The following is a 20,876-nucleotide window of genomic DNA, read 5'->3' as shown; positions in this document are numbered from 1 at the left end:
GGCAGCTTTTTTTTCGTTCTATGACAGCATCTTTTGATTGCGTTCAAAGACGCGTTTCAAATAAAATCCGTATAACTCCATTTCCTCGTCTGTTAAACCACCGTGTCGCACATCTTCTGTCAACGAGCGCAATAATACTTGCAGACGAATAACGACTTCATTGACCGTCAAATGCGTATCGAGAATTTCCGATAACGACGCCATTGTATCCGGCTTGATCACAGGATAGCTGAATTTTGTCGGCTGTCCTTGTAAGCCCTTCTCATAGACTTCACGAATGATCTCCGCTCGTTCAGATCCACTGCCTTCAATGCATAAATACACTTGTACAGCGATTCCTTGGCGCAGACGCCGCTGGGAGATCCCTGCGAATTTCTTACCATCGACACTTAAATCATACGATCCAGGACAATACGATCCGACAATTTCATAGGCTTCTATCCGTTCGCCAAGTTCAGGAAATAGTAGCTGAACTAGTGATAGCATCGCTTCATAGCCTACCGGAATATCAATCGAAGACTTTTGTTCGGAAAAGATTAAGGAAATATTTAATACCCCTTCATCTAGAACAACTGCCAGACCGCCCGAGTTGCGAACGATTGACTGATAGCCGTGCTGCTCGATCCCTTCCATCGCTTGTTGAATAAAAGGCATGCGATGATCTTGAATACCTAACACGATCGTCTTGTCATGTACCCATGTTCTGACTACAGGTACGCTCTGTTGCTGTCCAACTAATTGGCATAACGTATCATCCATAGCGAATGATTCGAGTGCAGAACGATTGCGTGCTGAAATCGATTCGTCGATGAAACGCCAAGCTGGTTGATTCAATAATTGTTTATCTTGTGACATGTCTAGCTCTCCTATGGTGGTTGATCTGGATTTTATGTAGACGGTTCACAAACTTTGAACCTGTGATTATAGGCTCTGAGCTGCTGTGATGATAGACAGCTTGTACACGTCTTCTGCAGAACAACCGCGTGACAAGTCGTTGACAGGACCATTCAGGCCTTGAAGAATGGGACCGATCGCTTCATAGCCGCCAAGACGTTCTGTCAATTTATAGCCGATATTTCCTGCGTCGAGTGTTGGGAAAATAAAGACGTTTGCATCGCCTTTGATGACAGATTCCGGAGCTTTTTTCGCTGCTACACTTGGTACATATGCTGCGTCAAATTGGAATTCTCCATCAATCAATAGTTCAGGCGCCAATTCTTTTGCAATTCTAGCCGCCTCCACCACTTTTTCCGTCTCTTCAGTCACAGCAGAACCTTTAGTGGAGAATGAAAGCATCGCAACGCGCGGATCAATTCCGAATGCTTTTGCTGTTTTTGTACTTTCCACAGCGATTTCAGCCAACTCTTTAGCCGAAGGATTCACAGTAATAGCACAGTCTGCAAAAATCAGACGCTCATCTTCTTTCATCATAATGAACGCTCCGCTTGTTTTTGAAATGCCAGGCTTTGTCTTGATGATCTGCAATGCAGGACGAACTGTATCTGCCGTCGAATGTGCAGCTCCACTCACTAAACCATCTACACGTCCTGTATAGATTAGCATAGTTCCGAAATAGTTTACATCTTTCAATTGCTCGCGCGCTTGCTCAATTGTAGCTTTTCCTGCACGACGTTCAACGAATTTTTCCGCCAGTTCTTCAAAATAGGAAGCGTTTGCAGGATCGATTAACTTAATTTCAGAAATATCGAAACCACCATCTTTCGCTGCTTTATTTACCGCTTCTTCATTCCCTAATAAAACCGGTGTAATAATCCCCTCTTGTTGAAGATGCACAGCTGCTTCTAGTATTCTCACGTCTTCCCCTTCAGGTAATACGATCGATTTTCCTTTACCTTCCAACGTTTTACGAATTCCTTTAAAAAGATCTGCCATATGTAATTCCCACCCTTTGTTATATTTTCCTATTCATCATACCTGAAAAGCTTAATTATTACACTAGGAACTCTGAAATATTCTGATAACTGTCACCTAGCTATTCATTTTTACACTACGTGTCGTGGATCTTACCTTATTCCTTAACGAGTAAAGGCCGTTATGATACACTTGAAATAGAAAGTACTTTGATTTAAAAGGAGACTGAATTCAAGTGAACGAAGCAGCTATTACATTAGACGGTTGGTATGTACTTCATGATTTTCGCACGATGGACTGGGCTTCTTGGAAACTAATTTCAAAAGAAGAACGCCAGGCAGCAGTCAATGAATTTCTAACATTTTTAGAGCGTATGCAAGAAGCGGATGATGCTAAAACTGGAAGTCATGCGTTTTATACAGTAGTTGGTCAAAAGGCAGACTTCATGCTGATGACATTACGTCCTACAATGGACGAACTTCAGCAACTAGAAGCAGAATTCAATAAGTTAACGATTGCGGATTACACTATCCCGGCGTATTCGTATGTGTCGGTAGTCGAGTTATCGAATTACCTAGCAGGTGAATCTGACGAAGATCCATATCAGAACCCATATGTACGCGGTCGCTTGTATCCTGAACTACCACGTAGCCAATACGTTTGTTTCTATCCAATGGACAAGAAGCGCGAAGGCGAAGACAACTGGTACATGCTCGACATGGACAACCGCAAGAGTTTAATGCGCAGCCACGGCATGATCGGTCGCGGATATGCAGGTAAAGTGAAGCAAATTATTTCCGGCTCTATTGGTTTTGACGATTACGAGTGGGGCGTCACGTTGTTTTCTGATGACGTGTTGCAGTTTAAGAAGCTCATCTATGAAATGCGTTTTGATGAAGTCAGCGCACGCTACGGCGTATTCGGCTCGTTCTTCGTCGGTACGATTTTAGACGCCGACAAGCGCGCAGCATTTTTCGAAGTTTAATACGTAAGACTGAAGCCGCGAATGAAACACTTCGCGGCTTTTTTGTTATCTGTAGTAGAAAGTGAATGGGGCTTAGGGGTAGGGATTGAAGCTCCAGTTGGGGGACGCTTTCCGGGGGAGCAATCTTGAGCCAAGCGAACAGCGAAGGGTTCGCTTTGCCGTATTTCTGTGTTATTTGCAGAAATTAAGGCACCTGTCCAGGGTCTCAAGATCACTCTATTCCCCAGGAGTCGCCCCCAACTTCCGCTCCAATCCTACGTGCAAAGTGGTGTTACTTAGTACAATCACTGTTAATAGCAAGTGAATTATTGTTGGCTTCGGGGAGGATCAGCCCGACAGGTAAGACCACTAAAGGAGCTAAGCGACTAGAGGGCTTACCGCGGGCCCTCCCGAACGCGTCCGCCTGGAACGCAGCGAAACGATGCCTTCCCCCAGCCTTGAACTCCCTCTTCCAAAAAACATCATTCATACCCACCACCCTTCCAACATAAGATACAACCAAGGGGGTTTTGCTTTAGCTGTCATCGTGACAACCAAAAAGGGAATAGAAGCGCTTGCTCGTCTTATACAGACTGAAGAATGTCTGAAACGACATCACACAGACTACTTCAAAACGCAACGCACTTTTCCCTCGTCCAACAAGACTGCCCGCGAGTAAAACTAACAGATCTGGAGAGGATGTTGAAATGGTTCAATATTATTGGAATCCCGGCTATGCCCAGCAACAAATGGTACCACCACAAACAAATGTACAGGGGAACGCACCAACTACGCCTTTTAGAGAGCAGTCGTACATCGAGAATATTTTACGGCTTAACAGAGGAAAACCCGGCGTCTTTCACTTTTCATTCGAGCATGCGGTAGAAGCAGGCAAGAACACGAAAGCTGTTACGGGTATGGTAGAAGCAGCAGGACGCGATCATGTCATCCTCAGCGAAGCCAATACAGGACGACGCTATTTATTCCCTATGATCTACTTCGATTACGCGGAGTTCCCTGAGGAATTAAATTACTTCGACCAAACGCCATAAGAAAAAACCGCTCATCATGTGTGAGCGGTTTTCCTTTGTTATCTTCCAAATTTCACTGCAGCAATGATTAACATGATCCACCCTGCGATGAATGCAACGCCGCCAATCGGAGTGATGGCGCCGAGTATCCCGATTCCAGATAAGCTGAGTACATACAGGCTTCCGGAAAAAACAATGATACCAGCCAGAATTAAATAGCCAGCCCATGATAGTTGCGTCGATGGCCCAAGCAATGTGCTGCTCATCAAAATACCAATTGCGAGCAAGGCAATCGCATGGAACATCTGATATTGTACTGCGGTTTCCCAGATGGCTAAGTAATGTTCGGATAGGCGATCTTTCAATGCGTGTGCACCAAACGCCCCAAATCCAACTGCGATCGCGGCGTTAATAGCTCCAGCGATAATAAAAAACGGCATGATTATTCCTTCTTTCTAACGAATCTTGTATATCCTGTTTCCAGTCTACCATATTAAAACACGTAGATATGACAGGTGTTTGAACGGTTTGTGGCGCTATCAGAAATCAAACAGCGACTCTCCGTTGGCATCCGCTTCCTGCAATGGTTGCTCGTTTAGCGACGTAATCGGTGTCGCATGTACAGAACTCATTTGCATAACTTGAGGCATGGACGGTGCAGATGGTCTTTCATCACTGAGCATCACATTACATAACGCTCGCACAGCATAGATAGCTTCTCTTTGTGCCGCTTCATTCTGTGTTTGTTTCGCCAAGCGTACTTGTTGCTCGATTTCTCCAAGCAATTGTGCAGCTGTAATCATCGAATTTTCATCCCCTTTTTCGGTTCGAATTTCATACACTCCATACCAGAAGAACGCTTTACCACTATAGATGGCAACATTTTCGTCTTAAATCCATATGCCTTGCAGCCGCGCGGACTTGCAGGATCCCATGTTGTATAAAAGAAGATACAGTCGAAGCAATTGACGGCCATCGTCACACTTCCTTTCTACTTATTCACTTGGTAGTTTTCGCCCAATCTATCGGCTCTCTTCCCCACTCCCGTAAATAATCATTCGTTTTAGTAAACGGCTTACTGCCAAAAAATCCTCTGGACGCACTGAACGGACTTGGATGCGGTGATTCAATAATCGCATGGCGCCTGCGGTTGATCAATGCCGTTTTTTCCTGCGCATGTCTTCCCCATAAAATGAAAACAATTGGTGTGCTGCGCATCGACAATTTACGAATGACTTCGTCCGTAAAGCGTTCCCAACCTTTTCCGCGATGCGATGCCGCTGCTCCTTCGCGCACAGTCAGTACAGTATTCAATAATAATACACCTTGTTCGGCCCATCCTGTCAACATTCCTTCAGTTGGGACATCGATCCCGATATCCGATGACAGCTCTTTAAAAATGTTGCGCAAACTTGGTGGCACTTTCACGCCAGGCTGGACAGAAAAACTCATACCATGCGCCTGGTTTGGCCCATGATACGGATCCTGACCCAAAATCACGACTTTGACGTCCTGAAAAGGTGTCAGTTTAAAAGCCGTCCACATATCGGTCATTTGCGGATAGATGATGTGATTTGTATATTCATCTCGTAGGAACGTACGCAATTCCTGATAATACGGTTTGTCGAATTCATCTTTTAGTAGGTGATCCCAATCATTACGAAATTCTGCTACCATATGCATCACTCCTTAAATTCAATATCCAGTCGAAAGCCTGCGAATGAAAACATATCTTTCAGCGTCTTTACTGCATTCTGCTCAGCAGATTCCAGCACACCTTGTTCGGATGCCTCTTCCATTATGAGTGTTTTGGCTTCATTCGCTAGCTCATAGCCTTCTTTTATATCTGCTTTTCCACGGAATAATCCTTCTACAGAATAGACTTCTACTTTATCGAAATACAATTCTGCACCACCGAGGAATTCAGCTTTCGGAATTGTTAGCTCAATACGTTTTTCTTCTTCATCCACCCACATATCCTGCTCGGTGATTTTACTTAGATCAATTCCCGCTTTGATGGAACCTGGAATGACGACTAATAAATTCCGCTTCGTTCCAGGAAAATTTACACCGATGCTTTTACCAAATAATTCATTGTCGGTTCGTTTGACGAGCACTTTCGTATAAGCTTCCGCGGTTGTCAGTTGCTGTAGCTCTTGAACACGCTCAACAAAAGCGGTTTTTTGTTCTGAAAAAGTAGAACCGAGTTGCATTAAATAAAAGCCTGCGATCGGCAGGGTAATAAGTGCAGCGACCAATAATAAAATTAATAAAATATAGGTTTTTCTCCATGATGACCACAAAGTGAATGCGAGTTCAAGAATTCCTCCCCTGCGCTTCCGTTTGATCTTTTTTCGCCCAGCGAATGTTACGGCTGCTTGCGCATCAGCCTCCGTCATTCCCTTCTTCCCTTTCTTAGACGAATCACGCTTACTCATGGCTCACATCCTCTCGTTTAATCAAACACTCCGTTTCTATTTGTACGTTCCGTCTAATAATAGGTTTCATTCGTAAGACTTGTTCGCGTTACAAGCTTTCTAGACTTTCATCATACCCGAGTTGTTTGTATTTCGACAATTAGTTGTATACTATAAATAACATGAAAATTTAGTAAGCGAAGGAGACGTTTTATTATGTCATTAAAGAAAACCTTAACGATTGCAGGCTCGGATACATCAGGCGGTGCGGGTATTCAGGCGGATTTGAAAACTTTTCAGGAGCACGGTACGTATGGCATGACAGCTGTGACAGTGATTGTCACGATGGATCCCGATCAGAATTGGTCACATCATGTCTACTCTTTGCCAATCGATGTCGTAAAAGCACAATTGAAAACGGCATTATCTACTGGAATTGACGCGATCAAGACAGGCATGTTGAGCACAGAGGAAGTCATTCAGACAGCGGGTCTGGCAATTGATGAATCAGGTTTGGATCATGTAGTCATCGACCCCGTCATGGTGTGTAAAGGTGAAGATGAGGTATTGAATCCTGGGAATACGGATGCGATGATTAAATATCTCGTACCGAAAGCAGAAATCGTCACACCCAATTTATTTGAAGCGGGACAATTGGCTTCTATGAAAACACCAAAGACAATTGATGATATGAAAGTGGCGGCACAGAAAATCCATGAACTCGGTGCACGTAATGTGGTGATCAAAGGCGGTAAACAACTCGATCATGAAGAAGCGGTAGATTTATTCTACGATGGATTGACGTTTACGTTACTGAAATCAGAAAGATCCGAAACGTATCATAATCATGGTGCCGGTTGCACGTTTGCGGCAGCGATTACAGCAAATTTGGCGAATGGGTTGTCGATCAAGGACGCGGTCATTGAAGCGAAGCAGTTTGTCACAGCGGCCATTGCGCACGGCTGGAAGCTCAACGAGTATGTAGGACCTGTCATGCACGGTGCAAAAAATCAGTTCGACGCGCCACAGGTAAAGCTGCAGGAAGTATAACGAATGCTTACAAGTCAGGTGTATTCCTGACTTTTTTGTGAGCCGTCTGATCGCATTCAAACTGCACGATCTATATAATAGTAAATAGGAAGATTGCAGCGAAATGACTGCAAGATTTAGGAGGATGAGTATGGAAACTGTTGACGTAAAACATTTACAGGAGTTACTGGACTCCTTTGCCAATAAAGATGTCTACATACATTTGGAAACGACAAATGGATCGTATGCTTCTCATTTCCAAGAAGGTTTTTTTAATGCTGGGGCGTTTATTCGTAATGTCGTGATCCGGTATGAACTTGGAAAAGTGGCTGGCGAATCCCCTCACCGCATCGGTTTGAAATTGCCGAGTGGCTGGATTTACGCACAAGGAATCACACACTATACACTTGACGAACATAATCGTTTACTGATGGCGGGGCTTGGACCTGACGGAAAACTAGCGGTAGCGCTTGAAATCAGCGAAACGCCATTTGCTTATTAAGAAGGGAGATTTTTTTATGTTGCAAAAAGAACGACACGTACTCGTTGTATTCCCTCATCCTGATGATGAATCATTCGGCACTGCTGGCACGATTGCACAATATATTGAAATGGGCGTACCCGTTACGTATGCTTGCTTGACACTTGGCGAAATGGGCCGAAATCTCGGAAATCCTCCTTTTGCAAACCGCGAAACACTTCCGCAAATCCGTAAACAAGAGTTGCTGGATGCGTGTGATGCAATGGGATTAACAGATTTACGAATGATGGGACTTCGCGATAAAACGATAGAATTTGAAGATCCCGAGAAACTTGTTAAGATGATGACCGATCTTATTGAAGAATTAAATCCTTCAGTAGTCATCTCATTCCACCCGACGCTTGCTGTACACCCCGACCACAACGCAACAGGTGTAGCTGTGATTGAAGCGATGAGCCGTATGCCGGAAGCGGATCGACCGGTACTGTACATGAAAGCATTCGATAATGATACGTTGAACCAACTAGGTGAGCCGCATGTTGTGCACCATACACCTAACGTAGCAGATAAAAAGATTGCCGCTTTACGCGCACATGCCTCCCAGACAGTTTGGATGCTACCCGATATGGAAAAACGATGGGCTGCAGACGACAAGGATGCACTTGACTGGTTGTATAATGAAGCCTTTTATATTCATGAATTCAAGTAAAAAACCGCAGAGTCTGCGGTTTTTTTGTATTTTATACGAGATTACTTCTCTTCAAACGCTTTAATAAAGACATAGAGATCTTGCAACTTCTTCTCAAATACTTCCACGTTTAACGCACGGTCCATTTGGATTCTTGCGCTGTTTTGTGATTGCACAGCGACTTGCATCTGACTGCCCGCTTCCCCAATGACTGTTTGATAGCGGCGTCGTATAGTATCGATTTGCTTTTCTGCTTCTTCATCTTCTGCGCATAACGGCACGATATCCACTAATTCATCGCGCGGACTTTCTGCATCATAAGCATGGGGCTGCGTCGAATCAAACAGGCACACCGATAACTCTGGGAACAGGACTAAGTCGATACTTGCAGGATCAAGTCCACACCAACCATACAGCACATCAAGCCCCCGTCGCTGTGCTTCGTCTCCTAACGCTCTCATCATCGTCGACTTGCCTGTGCCCGGTAAGCCCTTGATTAGTAAGCGACGTTTCGTACGTTTTGTGATGGACGGGATGAAGTCATGTGCACTGCCAGCTGACAATGAACCGATAATGCGATGCGAGACGTGAGCCGATTTCGTTAGTTTAATCGTACCGAATAGTTCTTGCTTTAATTCTTCCGTAATCTCTTCGTGGCGGGCCCAATCCATGCGTGCGATATTGACTGCTTCCCATTCGTCATGAATCGCTTTTGCTCGTTTTAGCTCTTTCAACGATTGATCGAAGTGTGTTCTCTCCTGTTTCAACAAAGCACTCACTTCTTCATGCTGTCCGAGTAACTGATCCTGATGATAGACATCATAGAAGCAAAAAACTTTATGTCGCTTGCCAAGATCTGTCGGTTCGAATGAAATCGGGTGGGATGCCTGCAAGATGAAAAGTTCCAGTCCTTTAACAAAAAGCGCATTCGTTTTATCCACATGACCAGGATTCATGAATCGATCCACACTATAGCCCCTGTTGACGAAATAGACCGCCAAGTCATTGAGCACTTGCGATAAGGAATGTGTAGGCAAACACTTCAAAAATATCGTCTTCTTTGATTCCGCGAGCAACTCCTCATATTTATGCTGCACGCCTTGTCCTGTATAAGCCGTTCCCATATATTCTGTAATATGTCCGTATATATTGACCACCCTTTCTTTCTTCATTTCATTATATGTATTGGCAAATAAAAAAAGCACAGCCGAGTGGGCTTATGCTCCTTTATAGTGTAATAAAACTTTTTCATCCGTTTGATGAGTGATCTTCAATAACATCTTCTTGCATTGCGGTAAGGCGATCTGAATAATTTGACCAGAGAAGAGGACGACAACCAATGTACCAACCCCTACAGGTCCACCCAGTAAGAAACCAATCAGTGTTGCAATGGCTTCAATCGTAGTCCGTACTAATCGAAGACTCCAACCAAACTTTTCAACAAACAACAGCATCAAGCTGTCACGAGGCCCAGCCCCAAGATTCGGCGAGACATATATTCCTACCCCATAGGACAGGACAAATACACCAATGATGAAACAAATAATTTGCATAGTCAATGAAGTAACATCAGGTATCAGCCAGTTGAAAAAGTCGATAAATAATCCGATGACCAACATATTAAGCCATGTACCTAATCTTGGCCATTCTCTCAAAATAATCGATGTCACCGAAATGATAACAAAACCCGATATAATACTCCACGACCCTATCGTTAATCCGAAGTTTTGATACAAACCAAGATGGAGCACATCCCAAGGGGCAATCCCAAGCCGCTGACCTTTAATCATCAACGAGATGCCAAGCGACATGATCATCATGCCGCCGATGAAAAATATCCATCGCCAAGCTAATAAATTACGCATATACATTCTTCTTTCTTCTAATCGTCAGTCTCATCATTCATTGTAACAGAAATCAACAAAGTTGCTATGGCATTACTTTACGAGATCGCTAAATTGTGCTTTTGTGACCTGTGCCAAGTCTTGTGGCGCCAATTTCATTTGCAAACCGACTTTGCCCGCACTGACATAAAAATAGTCGAGCGTTTCAGCTTGTTGGTCAATGAATGTCGGTAACTCCCGTTTCATACCGATTGGCGAACAACCGCCACGGACATAGCCCGTTTCTTTCGTCAATTCTTTCATCGGAAGCATTTCGACCTTTTTAAAACCTGCTGTTTTTGCTGCCTTTTTCAAGTCTAACTCATCCGAGACAGAAATGATAAAGACGAGTAAATCCGTTTTGCTCGCCATCGCAACGAGCGTTTTATAAACGGTAGAGACTGGTTCATTCGTTTTATTCGCAACGGATATACCATCATTATGTCCGTCATCCGTTTGATAGCTACGGATTTCAAATGGAAAATTTTCGCTTTCAATGATGCGAATCGCGTTGGTTTTTGGTAACTTATTCTTCTTTGACATATGTAGGACTTCCTTTCTCTTCGTTTTAACCGAAAGCTAGCAGAATATAGATCATTGAAAAAGCCCATTCACTGGGTTCCAGCAAAACGGGCTTCATTTTCAAAAAAATCAGATTAAATTCTGACATTCATTTGTGGCTGATCCATTTCGTACTGATTCATTCTAGCTTGATTTTGTATTTGATAGATGGAAAATGCATGGCTATATTGCTGTTGCATACGCTTCGATCTGTCAGTTGCTAAGGTGCTGTCAACTGTATCCGTTTGATCACGAATAGTTTTTGCGCGGTTATGTAACGCTAATTGTAGTTCGGCTTGTGTTATTTTCGCTGATGCATTACTGGCTAGTTGATAATCCGCTGTCGTTGGCGGTGATTCAGAGTATGCCTCTTTACGAACTTGACGCCAGAGATCAATCGTTTCATCCAAGTTATTGCCGAGCGGAATTGAAACATTCTTCATCTGGCCTGCACCAAGCTTTTGGAAGTCTTTTTGCGTTTCTTCGGATTTCTCAATCGGTTGTGAGTTTCCGCGTAGCAATGCAATTAGATCGTCTTTGGTCTTTTGCGCTTGTTCACGGAATTCTGCCTGGCGTTCATAGGCGTTTTCGGCATTCTTTCTACGGACTGCGTCATACCGCTGTAGTGGTTCTGCGGCGCTCGCAAACCCTATTACAGCATTCATGGTATCCACCTCCAATTAGAAACTTTCGACATGTGTATCTAGTATAACTAGTTTACGCAGTAGCGCGTGAACTGCCAATCCATCAAAAGATTGCATTTGCGTGGGATGGTGATTTCATTTTACCCACTGGTTGCGCATTTCATACTAGATGGATATGCTAGGCGGGGTAAATTTACTAGTTTCAATGTGGGAATATGTGTGGTATAGATACCCTTTTTCTCATGTGAGTAAACAAGGTTACCTGTTGCTTGATAGAGTGCATGGGATTGAAGCTCCAGCTGGCGGCCGCTTCAATCCTACGTTTAGAGTGGAGGTACATAAATTCGTTACTGTAGATAGTATATAAATTTTTGTTGGCTTTGAACTTAGCTAAGTCCAAATACAAATCTAATTTTAGTTCCAATCGTTCCCAGTCCGTAGTATATGAATTAGTAAAGCCCTTGAACTTTGATAGGTTCAAGGGCTTGTCGAATTCACATATAGAAACAATTACAATTACAATGAGCACCGATAAATGTCACTCAATCTTTCATAATCTTCGGCGGCGTCTCGCCTGGAATCGCTGGCTTTTCATTCGGTATATCTTCCAAGAACTTTGTCTCGACGACTTCCTTTGGCACAGTCGCTTTACCGTTCTTTTCTTCGAGTCGGTCAATCGTCCGTTCGATCGTTTTATTCAACGTCGATAGCGCTACGATCGTATCCCCTGTTTGTGCTTTTAATTCTTTCTCTGCCGTGTAAAACTCCATGTCCCCATTTTCCCGTATGATGTACAACAACACCGATCGGTCATCGCGCTCACGTAAGTACTGCGTGTAGCTGTATTGTTTCGTTAGCAAGGTCTTACGGAATACATGCCCTTGGTTCATACGATCATCTAGTTCGTGGATGGATAGATTCGGCGTGAAAAGGAATTGCCCTGTCGCCAGGTTGAACTGTTGATCTGCGCTTCGTTTATGCGTCGTCGTCTGGAACAATAAGTCCCGTCCTAGATCCGGTGTGAAATCGGCGCATACGTGCGAGTTATAGGAATCCGTCTTAGTCATGGCCAAAATATAACGGTATGGCGTCAAGTCTAAATGATAGCCCGTATGCTCGGATAAAATATCTCCCATGTACGTTGGCACGCCGAGTTTTCGTGCATTGGACAGACCGCCCCATGAATCTTCTACGACTAAAACTTTGTGGCCAGCGTTACTAATATTCTTCGCAAGTTCCGCTACAAACCTAGTACTTCCAATCAGTACTACACCGGATTCTTCCGGCGTGGCCAAATTGAGTTTCTTTGCAAGCCAGCCGATCGAGAAACCATGTACGACGACGGTCGCAAATACGAGTGCGAAAGTCAAAGCGGTTAATAGCTCCGCATCTTTATAGCCGTTCTCGAGCAATATGGTCGCAAAATAGCCTGATACGGTTAGCGCTACAATACCACGTGGCGCAATCCAGCCGATGAGTGTTTTTTCACGATTCGTCAAATCCGTACCGATTGTTGATACCCATATCGATAGTGGTCTGACAACAAATAGCATCGCAAGTACGTATAGAATAATTTTCGGATTCAATATTTCAATCAGAATATGTGGATCCAAGGACGCCGTCAACATGACGAAAATTCCCGAGATGAGCAATACTGAAATATTCTCCTTAAAATTGCGGATGTCTTCTAGAGTAGTCAAATGCATATTCGCCATCGTCATCCCCATCGCGGTGACAGCCAACAAGCCCGTTTCATGCATAATTTCATCAGATAATACGAAGACAAATAACACGAGACCGAATAAAATCGGAGCTTTCAAATACTCCGGTACCCAACCTTTTTCAAATGCTGTACCTAAAATTCGGCTCGTTCCCCAGCCAAGAAACACGGAGAACAGTGAAGCCCCAACGAACAGCAACATCGCTTTGGCCGTTACTTCACTATTAAGGAACCTAATGACTTCAAATGCAAATACCGCAAGAAGTGCACCGAACGGATCGACGACAATTCCTTCCCACTTCAATATTGCGGCTGCACGAGGTTTTAACCGCGCTTGTCTAAGCAAAGGCAAGATTACGGTAGGACCTGTGACGATAAACAGTCCACCAATGATGAATGCCACTTCCCACGACAATCCTGCGATATAGTGAGCTGCAAGTGAACCTGCGATCCATGCGATAAACGCACCGAATGTTACGATTCTTGCAACGGGACGTCCAAATCCTTTAATTTCTTTAAAATCAAGATTCAAACTGCCTTCAAATAATATAATAGCTACTGCGAATGTAATGATGGGTGAATATAATTCGCCCATTGATTGCTGTGGATTAATCAAACCGAAAATCGGTCCAATTAATAACCCCGCAATTGCCATCACGACAATCGCTGGCATCCTTGTTCGCCACGCTATCCATTGCGACGCTACGCCAATTAACACGACCAACATCAAATCCATAATCAATGAATTGAACATTAGGTAGGTCGCCTCCTTCCCTCTTCCAAGCCTTTCTGAACTGCTTTCATCCCATTGTAATAAACTATTCCCGTTTTTCATAGGGTAAGAGGAACGAGCAGGTTCAGAAAGGGTGGTTCCAATCGAAAAACAAGTCCAAAAAACAATCGTGATTTATCTTTCCATAACAGAAGGTAAAGGAAGTTATCCTTTACGACGTGCACTACTACTGGCAAACACACTAAAAAATGAAGCACAAGTCATCTTTTTATACGACCAAGAAACACCAGTCCCAAGTGACCATTTCACGTGTCATAAAGTAATCGGTCCTTCATCATTAAGCAAATTAATTGGTAAACTTCAACCTGATCTTTTAATTCGAGACAGTGGTCCAAGCCATAAAGAGGAAATGTCCAAAATTCATGAACTAGTGCCAAGCATTCTACATTTTGACGATTTCGGTGATGGTGGACAATTAGCAGACTGGGTGATCCAGACGCTGTATCCCGAAACTCAAGAACTACATGCCGAGCACTATATCGTGGGGCCACAGACATTCATGGTAGATGCACCACTGCAATCACTCCGGCATGCCGGTTTAAAGAGAAAATCTCCCTCCTCTTCTTCGCAACTCGTCATTTCATTCGGTGATGAAGACCCTGGCAACCTCACGTTCCGGGCGTTGCGACATTTAAAGCAACTACAAATTCCTTTGTCCGTTACAGTACTACTCGGACCGAATTATAAACATGATGTGAGTGAAATTCAAATGATGGCATTGAGCCGACCGAACACCAAAGTCGTCCAAGCCCCGGACAACCGTGCAGAACTGTTTTCAAAAGCCGATATGGTTCTGTGCGATGCTGGTTATACACCATATGAAGTAGCCGTTATCGGTGTTCCTTGTATTGTACTCGCTCAAAACGAGTTCGAATCAACTCTCGGATTTCCGACTGAAAAAAATGGCTTTACCCACCTGGGCCTCGGCCGTAAAGTGACCCAGTCGAACTTATTGAACGCAATCATGGAACCGTTGCTTCATGACGCACGTAAGGAACGCGCAATCAAAAAGCAGTTGCAGATCGATGTCGGGGCGAGTGACGAAAAAGTACTTGAGGCGATCCGTTACTTGCTAGAGTACCCTAAACGCACAAGACAGAATATGTTACACTAAGGGAAAACAAATGATTGGAGTTTTCTCTTATGACAAAGGATCAGTTGGAGCAAGAGATCGCAGAGCTTAAGATGGACTACATCAGCTTGCAGGGCGATATGGAGAAGTTAGAGTCGACCGGTCACGTGAAGATGATCGAAAATGCAGAGTTGCGTCTTTCTAAAATGGAAGAGCGCCTCGCGGATTTGAATAAGCAGCTTGCTGAAGCGACAAATTAATACGAACAACCTCTACCAGGTATAGCTGATAGAGGTTGTTTTTTAGCGTCTTTAGAGTTGCTAAGGCTCGAGGTGCTGTCGGGGTGGGGGGGTGGGGGGTTGCGCTCTAGGCCGTTGAAGGCACGCAGCGAGTTGACCCTCTGGGAGTCGCCTCTCCTAGTGCAAAGATGTGCTCCTAACGCTCCGCTTTTACTCGCAAAAGCCGTCCTTCGTTACGGCTCTTGCTCCATTAAAAAAAGCCCACAGCAAATGTGAGCTTAAGCCATTACATATTCGTGGGCTGCTTCGTCTTGTACGAGCAACTCCTTCAGATACTTCTTCGCGCGGAACAAGCGGGACTTCACGGTACCGATTGACACACTCATCAACCCTGCAATCTCCACTAACGAATACTGATTCACATAGAAATACTCAATCGTCTTCCGGTAAATACCGTCCAACTCACCGATCTTCTGCTGCACAAGCTCGGAAATATCACTCTGCTCCATCAACTCAGCAGGAGTTTTCGCATTACTGGGAACCAAATCCAAGATCGGAACGTCTAATGTATCAGGTTGATTCATCACGTATTGACTGTGACGTACATTTTTTCTATAACGGTCGCGGAATGTGTTCATACAAATCGTCGTCAACCAAGCCTTCATGCGGTTGACTTCACTCATTTCACCTCTGTAGCGCACTACTTTCACCCATACGTCTTGCATGAGATCTTCTGCTTCTTCTTTGTTGCGAGTCAATTTAAGACATAAATGATATATATAGCGTCCATATTCTTCGTATAATGCGTTTAAGTCGTTTTTCATAATAAGTAGCCTCCGTTTTATAACTGGTACCCTTATTATCACCGACAAACACATTACGAACTATCGCTTTCTCTTTCAGTAACCTTACAATTGTGTAAGGTTACTTGACATATCCTACGCTTCAATGACCTCTTCTTTTGGTTCCTGCTTAGTAATCTTTAGGCGCAAAATCCGCGTTCGATCCATTTCTTCAATCTCAAACAACAACGAATTATAACTGAACTTTTCGCCTTCTTCTGGAATATGTCCTATTTCCTGAAAAACAAATCCACCGATAGTATCATGATCTGTCGGTATCTCTATATCGAGTAGTTCTATAACGTCTTCAATCTCTAAACGTCCTTGACAGACTAAATGATTTTCTTCTTTTTCGAAGACCATCGACTCTTCCTCGACATCCGTTTCGTCCTCTATATCCTGCCCAATCATTTCTTCAATAATATCTTCCTGTGTCACGATCCCCAGTGTCCCACCGTATTCATCTAGCACAATCGCCATATGTTTCTTTTGTGTTAACATACGTTTAAATACAAGCTCAACACTTGCTGTCTGCACGACGAACAAAGGCTGGCGATCAATGACATCCGCAAACGACCGCTCGGGAAACATCGACCACTCGATTATCATTTTCGAATAAAAAATACCGACCACTTTATCGATACTCTCTTCATATACTGGATAGCGGGTGTAGAAATACTGCAATACGACGTCACGTACATCTTCATACGTTGAATCCAGCGGCAGTGAAATAATATCTGTACGGTGTGTTTCCATTACATCACTCACATCTTTATCGCGAAAATCTAGCATACCCTTTAAACGGATTGATTCATCCTGACCGAAAGTACCTTCTGTAGACGCAATGTCCACCATCGAACGCACATCTTCTTTCGTCAAGGTTGCTTCCGTCACCGTTCCTTTAGAAATCAAGCGAACGAAGAAATTAGTAAACAACGATAGAACCAACGTCAATGGAATCAATAACTTCACGAGCACCGAAATAGGTGGTGCTACAATATACGCGATACGATCTGCAAATGTTGCAGCAATCGTTTTCGGCAATACTTCTCCGAATATAATCAAAACGACAGTTAAGATTCCTGTCAGTAATCCAATGCTCAATCCTTTATCGATTGCAATCATTGTCACAATCGTCGGCATCAAAATATTTACAACATTATTCCCAATTAGGATGGCCGTAATCATACGGTCCGGCTTGGAAATCAACTTTCGTAATTTTATCGATTTAATGTCTCCTTGATCCGCACGCAATTGAACTTTCATTCGATTGATAGCGGTTAGAGCTGTTTCACTTCCCGATAAAAAGAAGGACAAAATCAAACATAGTCCCAGTGCAATAAACAATTGCGTCTCCTCCAACGTTTCCCCATTTATTTGTCATCATTCATCATGTACTATTGCCATGAATCCAACATTTCTTATTGCGTAAGTATATCATACATATAAACTGAATCGTTAATCCAACATACAGGTAGGACGTATATTTTTATCATTCGGTTCCCTTATCCGTAAGCGTTTAAACCTTATTACATCACGAATTTCTGCTATACTGTGAAATAGAAAATATCCAAAGAAAAGAGGGCTTACTATGACTTCATTACAATCATTGGACCAATATTTCACAAACAACCGTGACCGCCACTTAGAAGAGTTAACAAGCTTCTTGGCAATTCCAAGCATTAGTGCACTTTCCGAACATCAACCGGATATGCAAAAAGCAGCGGAATGGCTATCAAATGAATTCGAAAATATCGGTTTGGAGAACGTATCGATTGAAAAAACAGCTGGACAATCCGTTGTTTATGCAGACTGGTTGCATGCTGAAGGTCAGCCAACCATCCTGATCTACGGCCACTACGATGTGCAACCTGTTGATCCGCTTCACTTATGGGAAACACCTCCATTTGAAGCAACAATCCGTGATAATAAATTATATGCACGCGGAGCTAGCGATGATAAAGGGCAAGTGTTTATGCACAGTAAAGCGATCGAGGCGCTGATGAATGTTGATGGCAAACTTCCTGTTAACGTCAAGCTAATTATTGAAGGCGAAGAAGAGATCGGTAGCCCGAGCCTAGAGGAATATATCCAAAATAATCAAGACAAGTTAGCAGCAGACTTCATCGTCATTTCTGATACAGGCATGTACGGACCTGGACAACCCGCCATTTGCTACGGTCTGCGCGGATTAGCCGGCGTACAAATCGATGTGAAAGGTCCTAAAGGCGACTTACACTCCGGACTCTACGGTGGCGGTGTTCAAAATCCAATCCACGCACTCGTCGAAATTCTAGCTTCATTCCGTGATGCCGAAGGAACTATCGCAATCGACGGATTCTATGATCAAGTTCGCGATCTAACTGAAGAAGAGCGCGCGGGTTGGGCAGCTCTAGACTTTGATAAAGAAGCAGTGAAAAAAGAAGTCGGCGTCAAAGAACTAACGGGTGAGCCGGGCTACACGTACACAGAACGCACATGGGCTCGTCCTACACTCGAGATCAACGGTGTATTCGGTGGTTTTTCAGGAGAAGGCATCAAAACTGTCCTCCCTTCCGAAGCTGGAGCGAAAATTACATGCCGTCTAGTCCCCGATCAAGAGCCGGATGAAATCGTAGAAAAACTACGTGCGCATATTGCGAAACACGAGCCCGTTGGCTGTGAAGTAACGGTTACTGAATTTGATAAAGGTAAACCTTACCTCACTCCATACGACCATGAAGTGATCCAAGCGGCTGGCAGAGCGTATGAGCAAGTATACGGTGTACCTACCGTCTACACACGCGGTGGCGGCTCCATACCAATCGTTGCTGCATTTGATGAAATCCTTAATATCCCCGTCGTCTTAATGGGCTTCGGACTGGATACGGAAAACTTCCACGCGCCGAATGAACACTTCCATTTGGAGAATTTCGATAAAGGATTGCGTGTCATCAGCAGTTATTATGGAGAGATTGAAAAGCTTGGATTGTGATTGAATGAGCGGTTGTGTGTGGTGATAGAGCGCTTGCGTGGTTTGCATTGAGCGGGTGCGGTGCTGGATAGAGCGCTCGCGGGAGTGCATTAAGCACTTACGCTGCTGGATAGAGCGCTCACGGGAGTGCATTGAGCGCTTACGCTGCTGGATAGAGCGTTCGCGGGGGTGCATTGAGCGCTTGCGGTGCTGGATAGAGCGCTCGCTGGGTTACATTGAGCGCTTACGTTGCTTGATAGAGCGCTCGCTGGGTTGCATTGAGCGCTCACGCTGCTGAATAGAGCGCTCGTGGGGGTTGCATTGAGCGCTTGCATTAGCCGGATAGAGCGCCCACAAGAAACTATGAGCTCTTCTCCCTTTTTTCACACAAAAAACAGGCTACTCCACAAAGGGGTAGCCTGTTTTGTATTTCATTTCACTAATATATCCACATTAAGAACGATACTTTCCCGCTCTCACGCTTCCTCTTCTTCGTCCTCACTACTACCAAAGTACGTGATGATTTCCTCTACCGGCTTACGCGGTGGAGCTTTTGGTGATGTGTCGAAATAGCCGAATTGCAACATGCTGATGATGCGCTCGCCTGCCTCTACACCTAGACGCTCTCGGAACTTCGGGTTGTCGATGAACGGCGGCGTCTTCCAACAAGTACCGATTCCTTTATCCCAAGCAAGTAATTGGATATTCTGAATCAGTATGCTGGCTGCTGCAAAATCCTCCATACGCTCTTTTTGGCGTACATCTTCAGGGACGATGACGAATACAGCTGCACTGGCAGTCGAGAACTTCTTCATTTGTTTTTCGAGATCCTCGTCAGAAAGCTGTTTCCAATTTGCTACACCGAACTCCTTCAAGACGTCCAAAAGCTCTTCATACTGTTCGTCTGTTGCTACGATCAATCGCCAAGGATTACGGTTTCCGTGGTTTGGCGCCCAAACGGCATCTTCTATAATTTCTGGGATGATCTCTGGTTCGATCGGTTGTCCGTTAAAATTCTTGATAGAGCGCCGTGTGACGATGGCCTCTCTTACCGATAATGCTTGTTCATTCACACTCAACCTTCTCCTTTGCACTAAGTATCTGTTTCTCATTATACCCTAACTTGGTAGTCTGTTGCTAGAGGCTATGAGAAACACTTTGATGCAGAACTGGACAATTATGAGAAATGATCATTAATTTTGAAGAAGATATACTTCGCATTCGGGGAGTAAGCGTAGGAGTCTTTATAATCCCATGTGCGATGATACGCGTTATACGTATGGGCATTGACAAGAGGGTTATCCCCGTCCTTGGCAGTTACAATCGTTGTATGGTCGAAGCGGCCATCCCCATGGAAGTCGTACGTAATAATATCCCCAATCTGCAGTTCTTGTGGAGTTTTTACTTGAGTTGCAGTCAACCCTTTTGTAGAAGTTGCCAAGTACCAGCGCATCGAGTGAGCGACGGTAAAACTGAAGCTCCACGTGCCTTTACGCATCCACCATCCCTTTTCGCGGTTCGGTGCTCCGTGCATCGGTGCACCTCCTGCCAACAGACATTGTGAAATGAAATTCGTACAGTCATCTTCAAAACTTGGGAAAGCAGGGTTTCTGCTATTCCACCACTTATCTGCATAGTCTACTGCCGCTTGTCGATTGTACAAAAAATCCCTCCTTGCCATATCATA

At 44.2% G+C, this 20,876-nt stretch carries 24 protein-coding genes; 8 read left to right on the top strand and 16 right to left on the bottom strand.

Translation table 11 applies throughout. The features are described 5' to 3' along the window. Positions 1–18: 18 nt before the first annotated feature. Together lipL and pta are read right to left on the bottom strand one after the other, a co-directional pair. Complete coding sequence (gene lipL / locus CSV74_RS12290) at positions 19–855, bottom strand: octanoyl-[GcvH]:protein N-octanoyltransferase (RefSeq protein ID WP_099691870.1); 837 nt, start codon at positions 853–855, stop codon at positions 19–21. A 66-nt stretch (positions 856–921) separates the two neighbouring features. After that, complete coding sequence (gene pta / locus CSV74_RS12285; RefSeq protein ID WP_029053502.1) at positions 922–1,893, bottom strand: phosphate acetyltransferase; 972 nt, start codon at positions 1,891–1,893, stop codon at positions 922–924. A 214-nt stretch (positions 1,894–2,107) separates the two neighbouring features. Here pta and hemQ point away from each other — a divergent pair, with 214 nt between their 5' ends. Together hemQ and gerQ are read left to right on the top strand one after the other, a co-directional pair. Continuing rightward, on the top strand, positions 2,108–2,857 hold the full coding sequence (hemQ, locus tag CSV74_RS12280; protein WP_099691869.1) for a hydrogen peroxide-dependent heme synthase: 750 nt from the start codon (positions 2,108–2,110) through the stop codon (positions 2,855–2,857). A gap of 686 nt (positions 2,858–3,543) precedes the next feature. After that, the gene (gene gerQ, locus CSV74_RS12270) at positions 3,544–3,888 is read left to right on the top strand and encodes a spore coat protein GerQ (protein ID WP_099691867.1); all 345 of its coding nucleotides are present in this window, start codon (positions 3,544–3,546) and stop codon (positions 3,886–3,888) included. A 38-nt stretch (positions 3,889–3,926) separates the two neighbouring features. On the opposite strand, the gene CSV74_RS12265 is transcribed toward gerQ, so the two are convergent. The 5 genes from CSV74_RS12265 to CSV74_RS12245 form a co-directional block, all read right to left on the bottom strand. Then, the gene (locus CSV74_RS12265; RefSeq protein ID WP_099691866.1) at positions 3,927–4,307 is read right to left on the bottom strand and encodes a DUF423 domain-containing protein; all 381 of its coding nucleotides are present in this window, start codon (positions 4,305–4,307) and stop codon (positions 3,927–3,929) included. A gap of 99 nt (positions 4,308–4,406) precedes the next feature. Continuing rightward, entirely contained in the window at positions 4,407–4,670 is a 264-nt protein-coding gene (locus CSV74_RS12260) for a YwdI family protein (RefSeq protein WP_099691865.1), read from the bottom strand. Beyond that, entirely contained in the window at positions 4,667–4,843 is a 177-nt protein-coding gene (locus CSV74_RS12255; RefSeq protein WP_029053507.1) for a hypothetical protein, read from the bottom strand. The genes CSV74_RS12260 and CSV74_RS12255 overlap by 4 nt, the downstream gene beginning before the upstream one ends. 23 nt (positions 4,844–4,866) lie before the next feature. Continuing rightward, complete coding sequence (locus CSV74_RS12250) at positions 4,867–5,544, bottom strand: uracil-DNA glycosylase (protein ID WP_099670280.1); 678 nt, start codon at positions 5,542–5,544, stop codon at positions 4,867–4,869. 5 nt (positions 5,545–5,549) lie between these two features. Beyond that, positions 5,550–6,305, bottom strand: coding sequence for a DUF4230 domain-containing protein (locus tag CSV74_RS12245; RefSeq protein ID WP_099691864.1), 756 nt, complete (start codon positions 6,303–6,305; stop codon positions 5,550–5,552). 195 nt (positions 6,306–6,500) lie between these two features. On the opposite strand from CSV74_RS12245, the gene thiD reads away from it, so the two are divergent. From thiD to bshB2, 3 genes are all read left to right on the top strand, one after another. Beyond that, on the top strand, positions 6,501–7,334 hold the full coding sequence (thiD, locus tag CSV74_RS12240) for a bifunctional hydroxymethylpyrimidine kinase/phosphomethylpyrimidine kinase (protein ID WP_099691863.1): 834 nt from the start codon (positions 6,501–6,503) through the stop codon (positions 7,332–7,334). 130 nt (positions 7,335–7,464) lie between these two features. After that, positions 7,465–7,815 (top strand): YojF family protein, encoded by a 351-nt coding sequence (locus CSV74_RS12235; RefSeq protein ID WP_029053511.1) that lies wholly within the window; start codon positions 7,465–7,467, stop codon positions 7,813–7,815. Positions 7,816–7,831: 16 nt separating this feature from the next. Continuing rightward, a complete protein-coding gene (gene bshB2 / locus CSV74_RS12230; protein WP_099691862.1) occupies positions 7,832–8,503 on the top strand; it encodes a bacillithiol biosynthesis deacetylase BshB2 in 672 nt (223 codons plus the stop codon). Between the two features lie 41 nt (positions 8,504–8,544). Here bshB2 and CSV74_RS12225 read toward each other — a convergent pair whose 3' ends face one another. The 5 genes from CSV74_RS12225 to CSV74_RS12205 all read right to left on the bottom strand — a co-directional run bounded on the left by CSV74_RS12225 (position 8,545) and on the right by CSV74_RS12205 (position 14,044). Further along, positions 8,545–9,639 carry a hypothetical protein gene (locus CSV74_RS12225; RefSeq protein ID WP_158231796.1) on the bottom strand — a complete coding sequence of 365 codons (1,095 nt, stop codon included), beginning with the start codon at positions 9,637–9,639 and terminating at the stop codon, positions 8,545–8,547. Between the two features lie 60 nt (positions 9,640–9,699). Beyond that, complete coding sequence (locus tag CSV74_RS12220; RefSeq protein ID WP_099691893.1) at positions 9,700–10,347, bottom strand: YczE/YyaS/YitT family protein; 648 nt, start codon at positions 10,345–10,347, stop codon at positions 9,700–9,702. 72 nt (positions 10,348–10,419) lie between these two features. Beyond that, positions 10,420–10,908: a Cys-tRNA(Pro) deacylase gene (gene ybaK / locus CSV74_RS12215; protein ID WP_099691860.1), complete on the bottom strand. Its 489-nt coding sequence runs from the start codon at positions 10,906–10,908 to the stop codon at positions 10,420–10,422. 113 nt (positions 10,909–11,021) lie between these two features. After that, entirely contained in the window at positions 11,022–11,591 is a 570-nt protein-coding gene (locus CSV74_RS12210) for a hypothetical protein (protein WP_099691859.1), read from the bottom strand. 521 nt (positions 11,592–12,112) lie between these two features. After that, the gene (locus CSV74_RS12205; RefSeq protein ID WP_099691858.1) at positions 12,113–14,044 is read right to left on the bottom strand and encodes a cation:proton antiporter; all 1,932 of its coding nucleotides are present in this window, start codon (positions 14,042–14,044) and stop codon (positions 12,113–12,115) included. 112 nt (positions 14,045–14,156) lie between these two features. On the opposite strand from CSV74_RS12205, the gene CSV74_RS12200 reads away from it, so the two are divergent. Both CSV74_RS12200 and CSV74_RS12195 read left to right on the top strand, forming a co-directional pair. Continuing rightward, entirely contained in the window at positions 14,157–15,197 is a 1,041-nt protein-coding gene (locus CSV74_RS12200) for a glycosyltransferase family protein (RefSeq protein WP_099691857.1), read from the top strand. A 29-nt stretch (positions 15,198–15,226) separates the two neighbouring features. Continuing rightward, positions 15,227–15,415, top strand: coding sequence for an SE1832 family protein (locus CSV74_RS12195; RefSeq protein ID WP_029053516.1), 189 nt, complete (start codon positions 15,227–15,229; stop codon positions 15,413–15,415). A gap of 257 nt (positions 15,416–15,672) precedes the next feature. On the opposite strand, the gene CSV74_RS12190 is transcribed toward CSV74_RS12195, so the two are convergent. Then, complete coding sequence (locus CSV74_RS12190; RefSeq protein ID WP_099634641.1) at positions 15,673–16,218, bottom strand: RNA polymerase sigma factor; 546 nt, start codon at positions 16,216–16,218, stop codon at positions 15,673–15,675. Positions 16,219–16,332: 114 nt separating this feature from the next. Further along, positions 16,333–17,583, bottom strand: coding sequence for a hemolysin family protein (locus tag CSV74_RS12185; RefSeq protein ID WP_099691856.1), 1,251 nt, complete (start codon positions 17,581–17,583; stop codon positions 16,333–16,335). Between the two features lie 244 nt (positions 17,584–17,827). Here CSV74_RS12185 and CSV74_RS12180 point away from each other — a divergent pair, with 244 nt between their 5' ends. Next, complete coding sequence (locus CSV74_RS12180; protein WP_099691855.1) at positions 17,828–19,210, top strand: dipeptidase; 1,383 nt, start codon at positions 17,828–17,830, stop codon at positions 19,208–19,210. A gap of 455 nt (positions 19,211–19,665) precedes the next feature. Here CSV74_RS12180 and CSV74_RS12175 read toward each other — a convergent pair whose 3' ends face one another. Both CSV74_RS12175 and CSV74_RS12170 read right to left on the bottom strand, forming a co-directional pair. After that, a complete protein-coding gene (locus tag CSV74_RS12175) occupies positions 19,666–20,262 on the bottom strand; it encodes a nitroreductase family protein (RefSeq protein WP_029053520.1) in 597 nt (198 codons plus the stop codon). A 104-nt stretch (positions 20,263–20,366) separates the two neighbouring features. Then, positions 20,367–20,852, bottom strand: coding sequence for an amidase domain-containing protein (locus tag CSV74_RS12170; RefSeq protein WP_029053521.1), 486 nt, complete (start codon positions 20,850–20,852; stop codon positions 20,367–20,369). Between the last annotated feature and the right edge of the window lie 24 nt (positions 20,853–20,876).

The organism is Sporosarcina sp. P19, from assembly GCF_002743165.1.
In the GTDB taxonomy this organism is placed as follows: Bacteria; Bacillota; Bacilli; order Bacillales_A; family Planococcaceae; genus Sporosarcina; species Sporosarcina ureae.
The sequence above is the reverse complement of the archived record's forward strand: the minus strand, read 5'-3'. Positions and strand labels throughout refer to the sequence as shown.

What these genes read in the sequence shown, in the direction of transcription:
- lipL (WP_099691870.1), bottom strand. Translation starts at nt 855, where the DNA reads ATGTCACAAGATAAACAATTATTGAATCAACCAGCTTGGCGTTTCATC.
- pta (WP_029053502.1), bottom strand. Translation starts at nt 1,893, where the DNA reads ATGGCAGATCTTTTTAAAGGAATTCGTAAAACGTTGGAAGGTAAAGGA.
- gerQ (WP_099691867.1), top strand. Translation starts at nt 3,544, where the DNA reads ATGGTTCAATATTATTGGAATCCCGGCTATGCCCAGCAACAAATGGTA.
- CSV74_RS12265 (WP_099691866.1), bottom strand. Translation starts at nt 4,307, where the DNA reads ATGCCGTTTTTTATTATCGCTGGAGCTATTAACGCCGCGATCGCAGTT.
- CSV74_RS12260 (WP_099691865.1), bottom strand. Translation starts at nt 4,670, where the DNA reads ATGATTACAGCTGCACAATTGCTTGGAGAAATCGAGCAACAAGTACGC.
- CSV74_RS12255 (WP_029053507.1), bottom strand. Translation starts at nt 4,843, where the DNA reads ATGGCCGTCAATTGCTTCGACTGTATCTTCTTTTATACAACATGGGAT.
- CSV74_RS12250 (WP_099670280.1), bottom strand. Translation starts at nt 5,544, where the DNA reads ATGGTAGCAGAATTTCGTAATGATTGGGATCACCTACTAAAAGATGAA.
- CSV74_RS12245 (WP_099691864.1), bottom strand. Translation starts at nt 6,305, where the DNA reads ATGAGTAAGCGTGATTCGTCTAAGAAAGGGAAGAAGGGAATGACGGAG.
- thiD (WP_099691863.1), top strand. Translation starts at nt 6,501, where the DNA reads ATGTCATTAAAGAAAACCTTAACGATTGCAGGCTCGGATACATCAGGC.
- CSV74_RS12235 (WP_029053511.1), top strand. Translation starts at nt 7,465, where the DNA reads ATGGAAACTGTTGACGTAAAACATTTACAGGAGTTACTGGACTCCTTT.
- bshB2 (WP_099691862.1), top strand. Translation starts at nt 7,832, where the DNA reads ATGTTGCAAAAAGAACGACACGTACTCGTTGTATTCCCTCATCCTGAT.
- CSV74_RS12220 (WP_099691893.1), bottom strand. Translation starts at nt 10,347, where the DNA reads ATGCGTAATTTATTAGCTTGGCGATGGATATTTTTCATCGGCGGCATG.
- ybaK (WP_099691860.1), bottom strand. Translation starts at nt 10,908, where the DNA reads ATGTCAAAGAAGAATAAGTTACCAAAAACCAACGCGATTCGCATCATT.
- CSV74_RS12210 (WP_099691859.1), bottom strand. Translation starts at nt 11,591, where the DNA reads ATGAATGCTGTAATAGGGTTTGCGAGCGCCGCAGAACCACTACAGCGG.
- CSV74_RS12205 (WP_099691858.1), bottom strand. Translation starts at nt 14,044, where the DNA reads ATGTTCAATTCATTGATTATGGATTTGATGTTGGTCGTGTTAATTGGC.
- CSV74_RS12195 (WP_029053516.1), top strand. Translation starts at nt 15,227, where the DNA reads ATGACAAAGGATCAGTTGGAGCAAGAGATCGCAGAGCTTAAGATGGAC.
- CSV74_RS12190 (WP_099634641.1), bottom strand. Translation starts at nt 16,218, where the DNA reads ATGAAAAACGACTTAAACGCATTATACGAAGAATATGGACGCTATATA.
- CSV74_RS12180 (WP_099691855.1), top strand. Translation starts at nt 17,828, where the DNA reads ATGACTTCATTACAATCATTGGACCAATATTTCACAAACAACCGTGAC.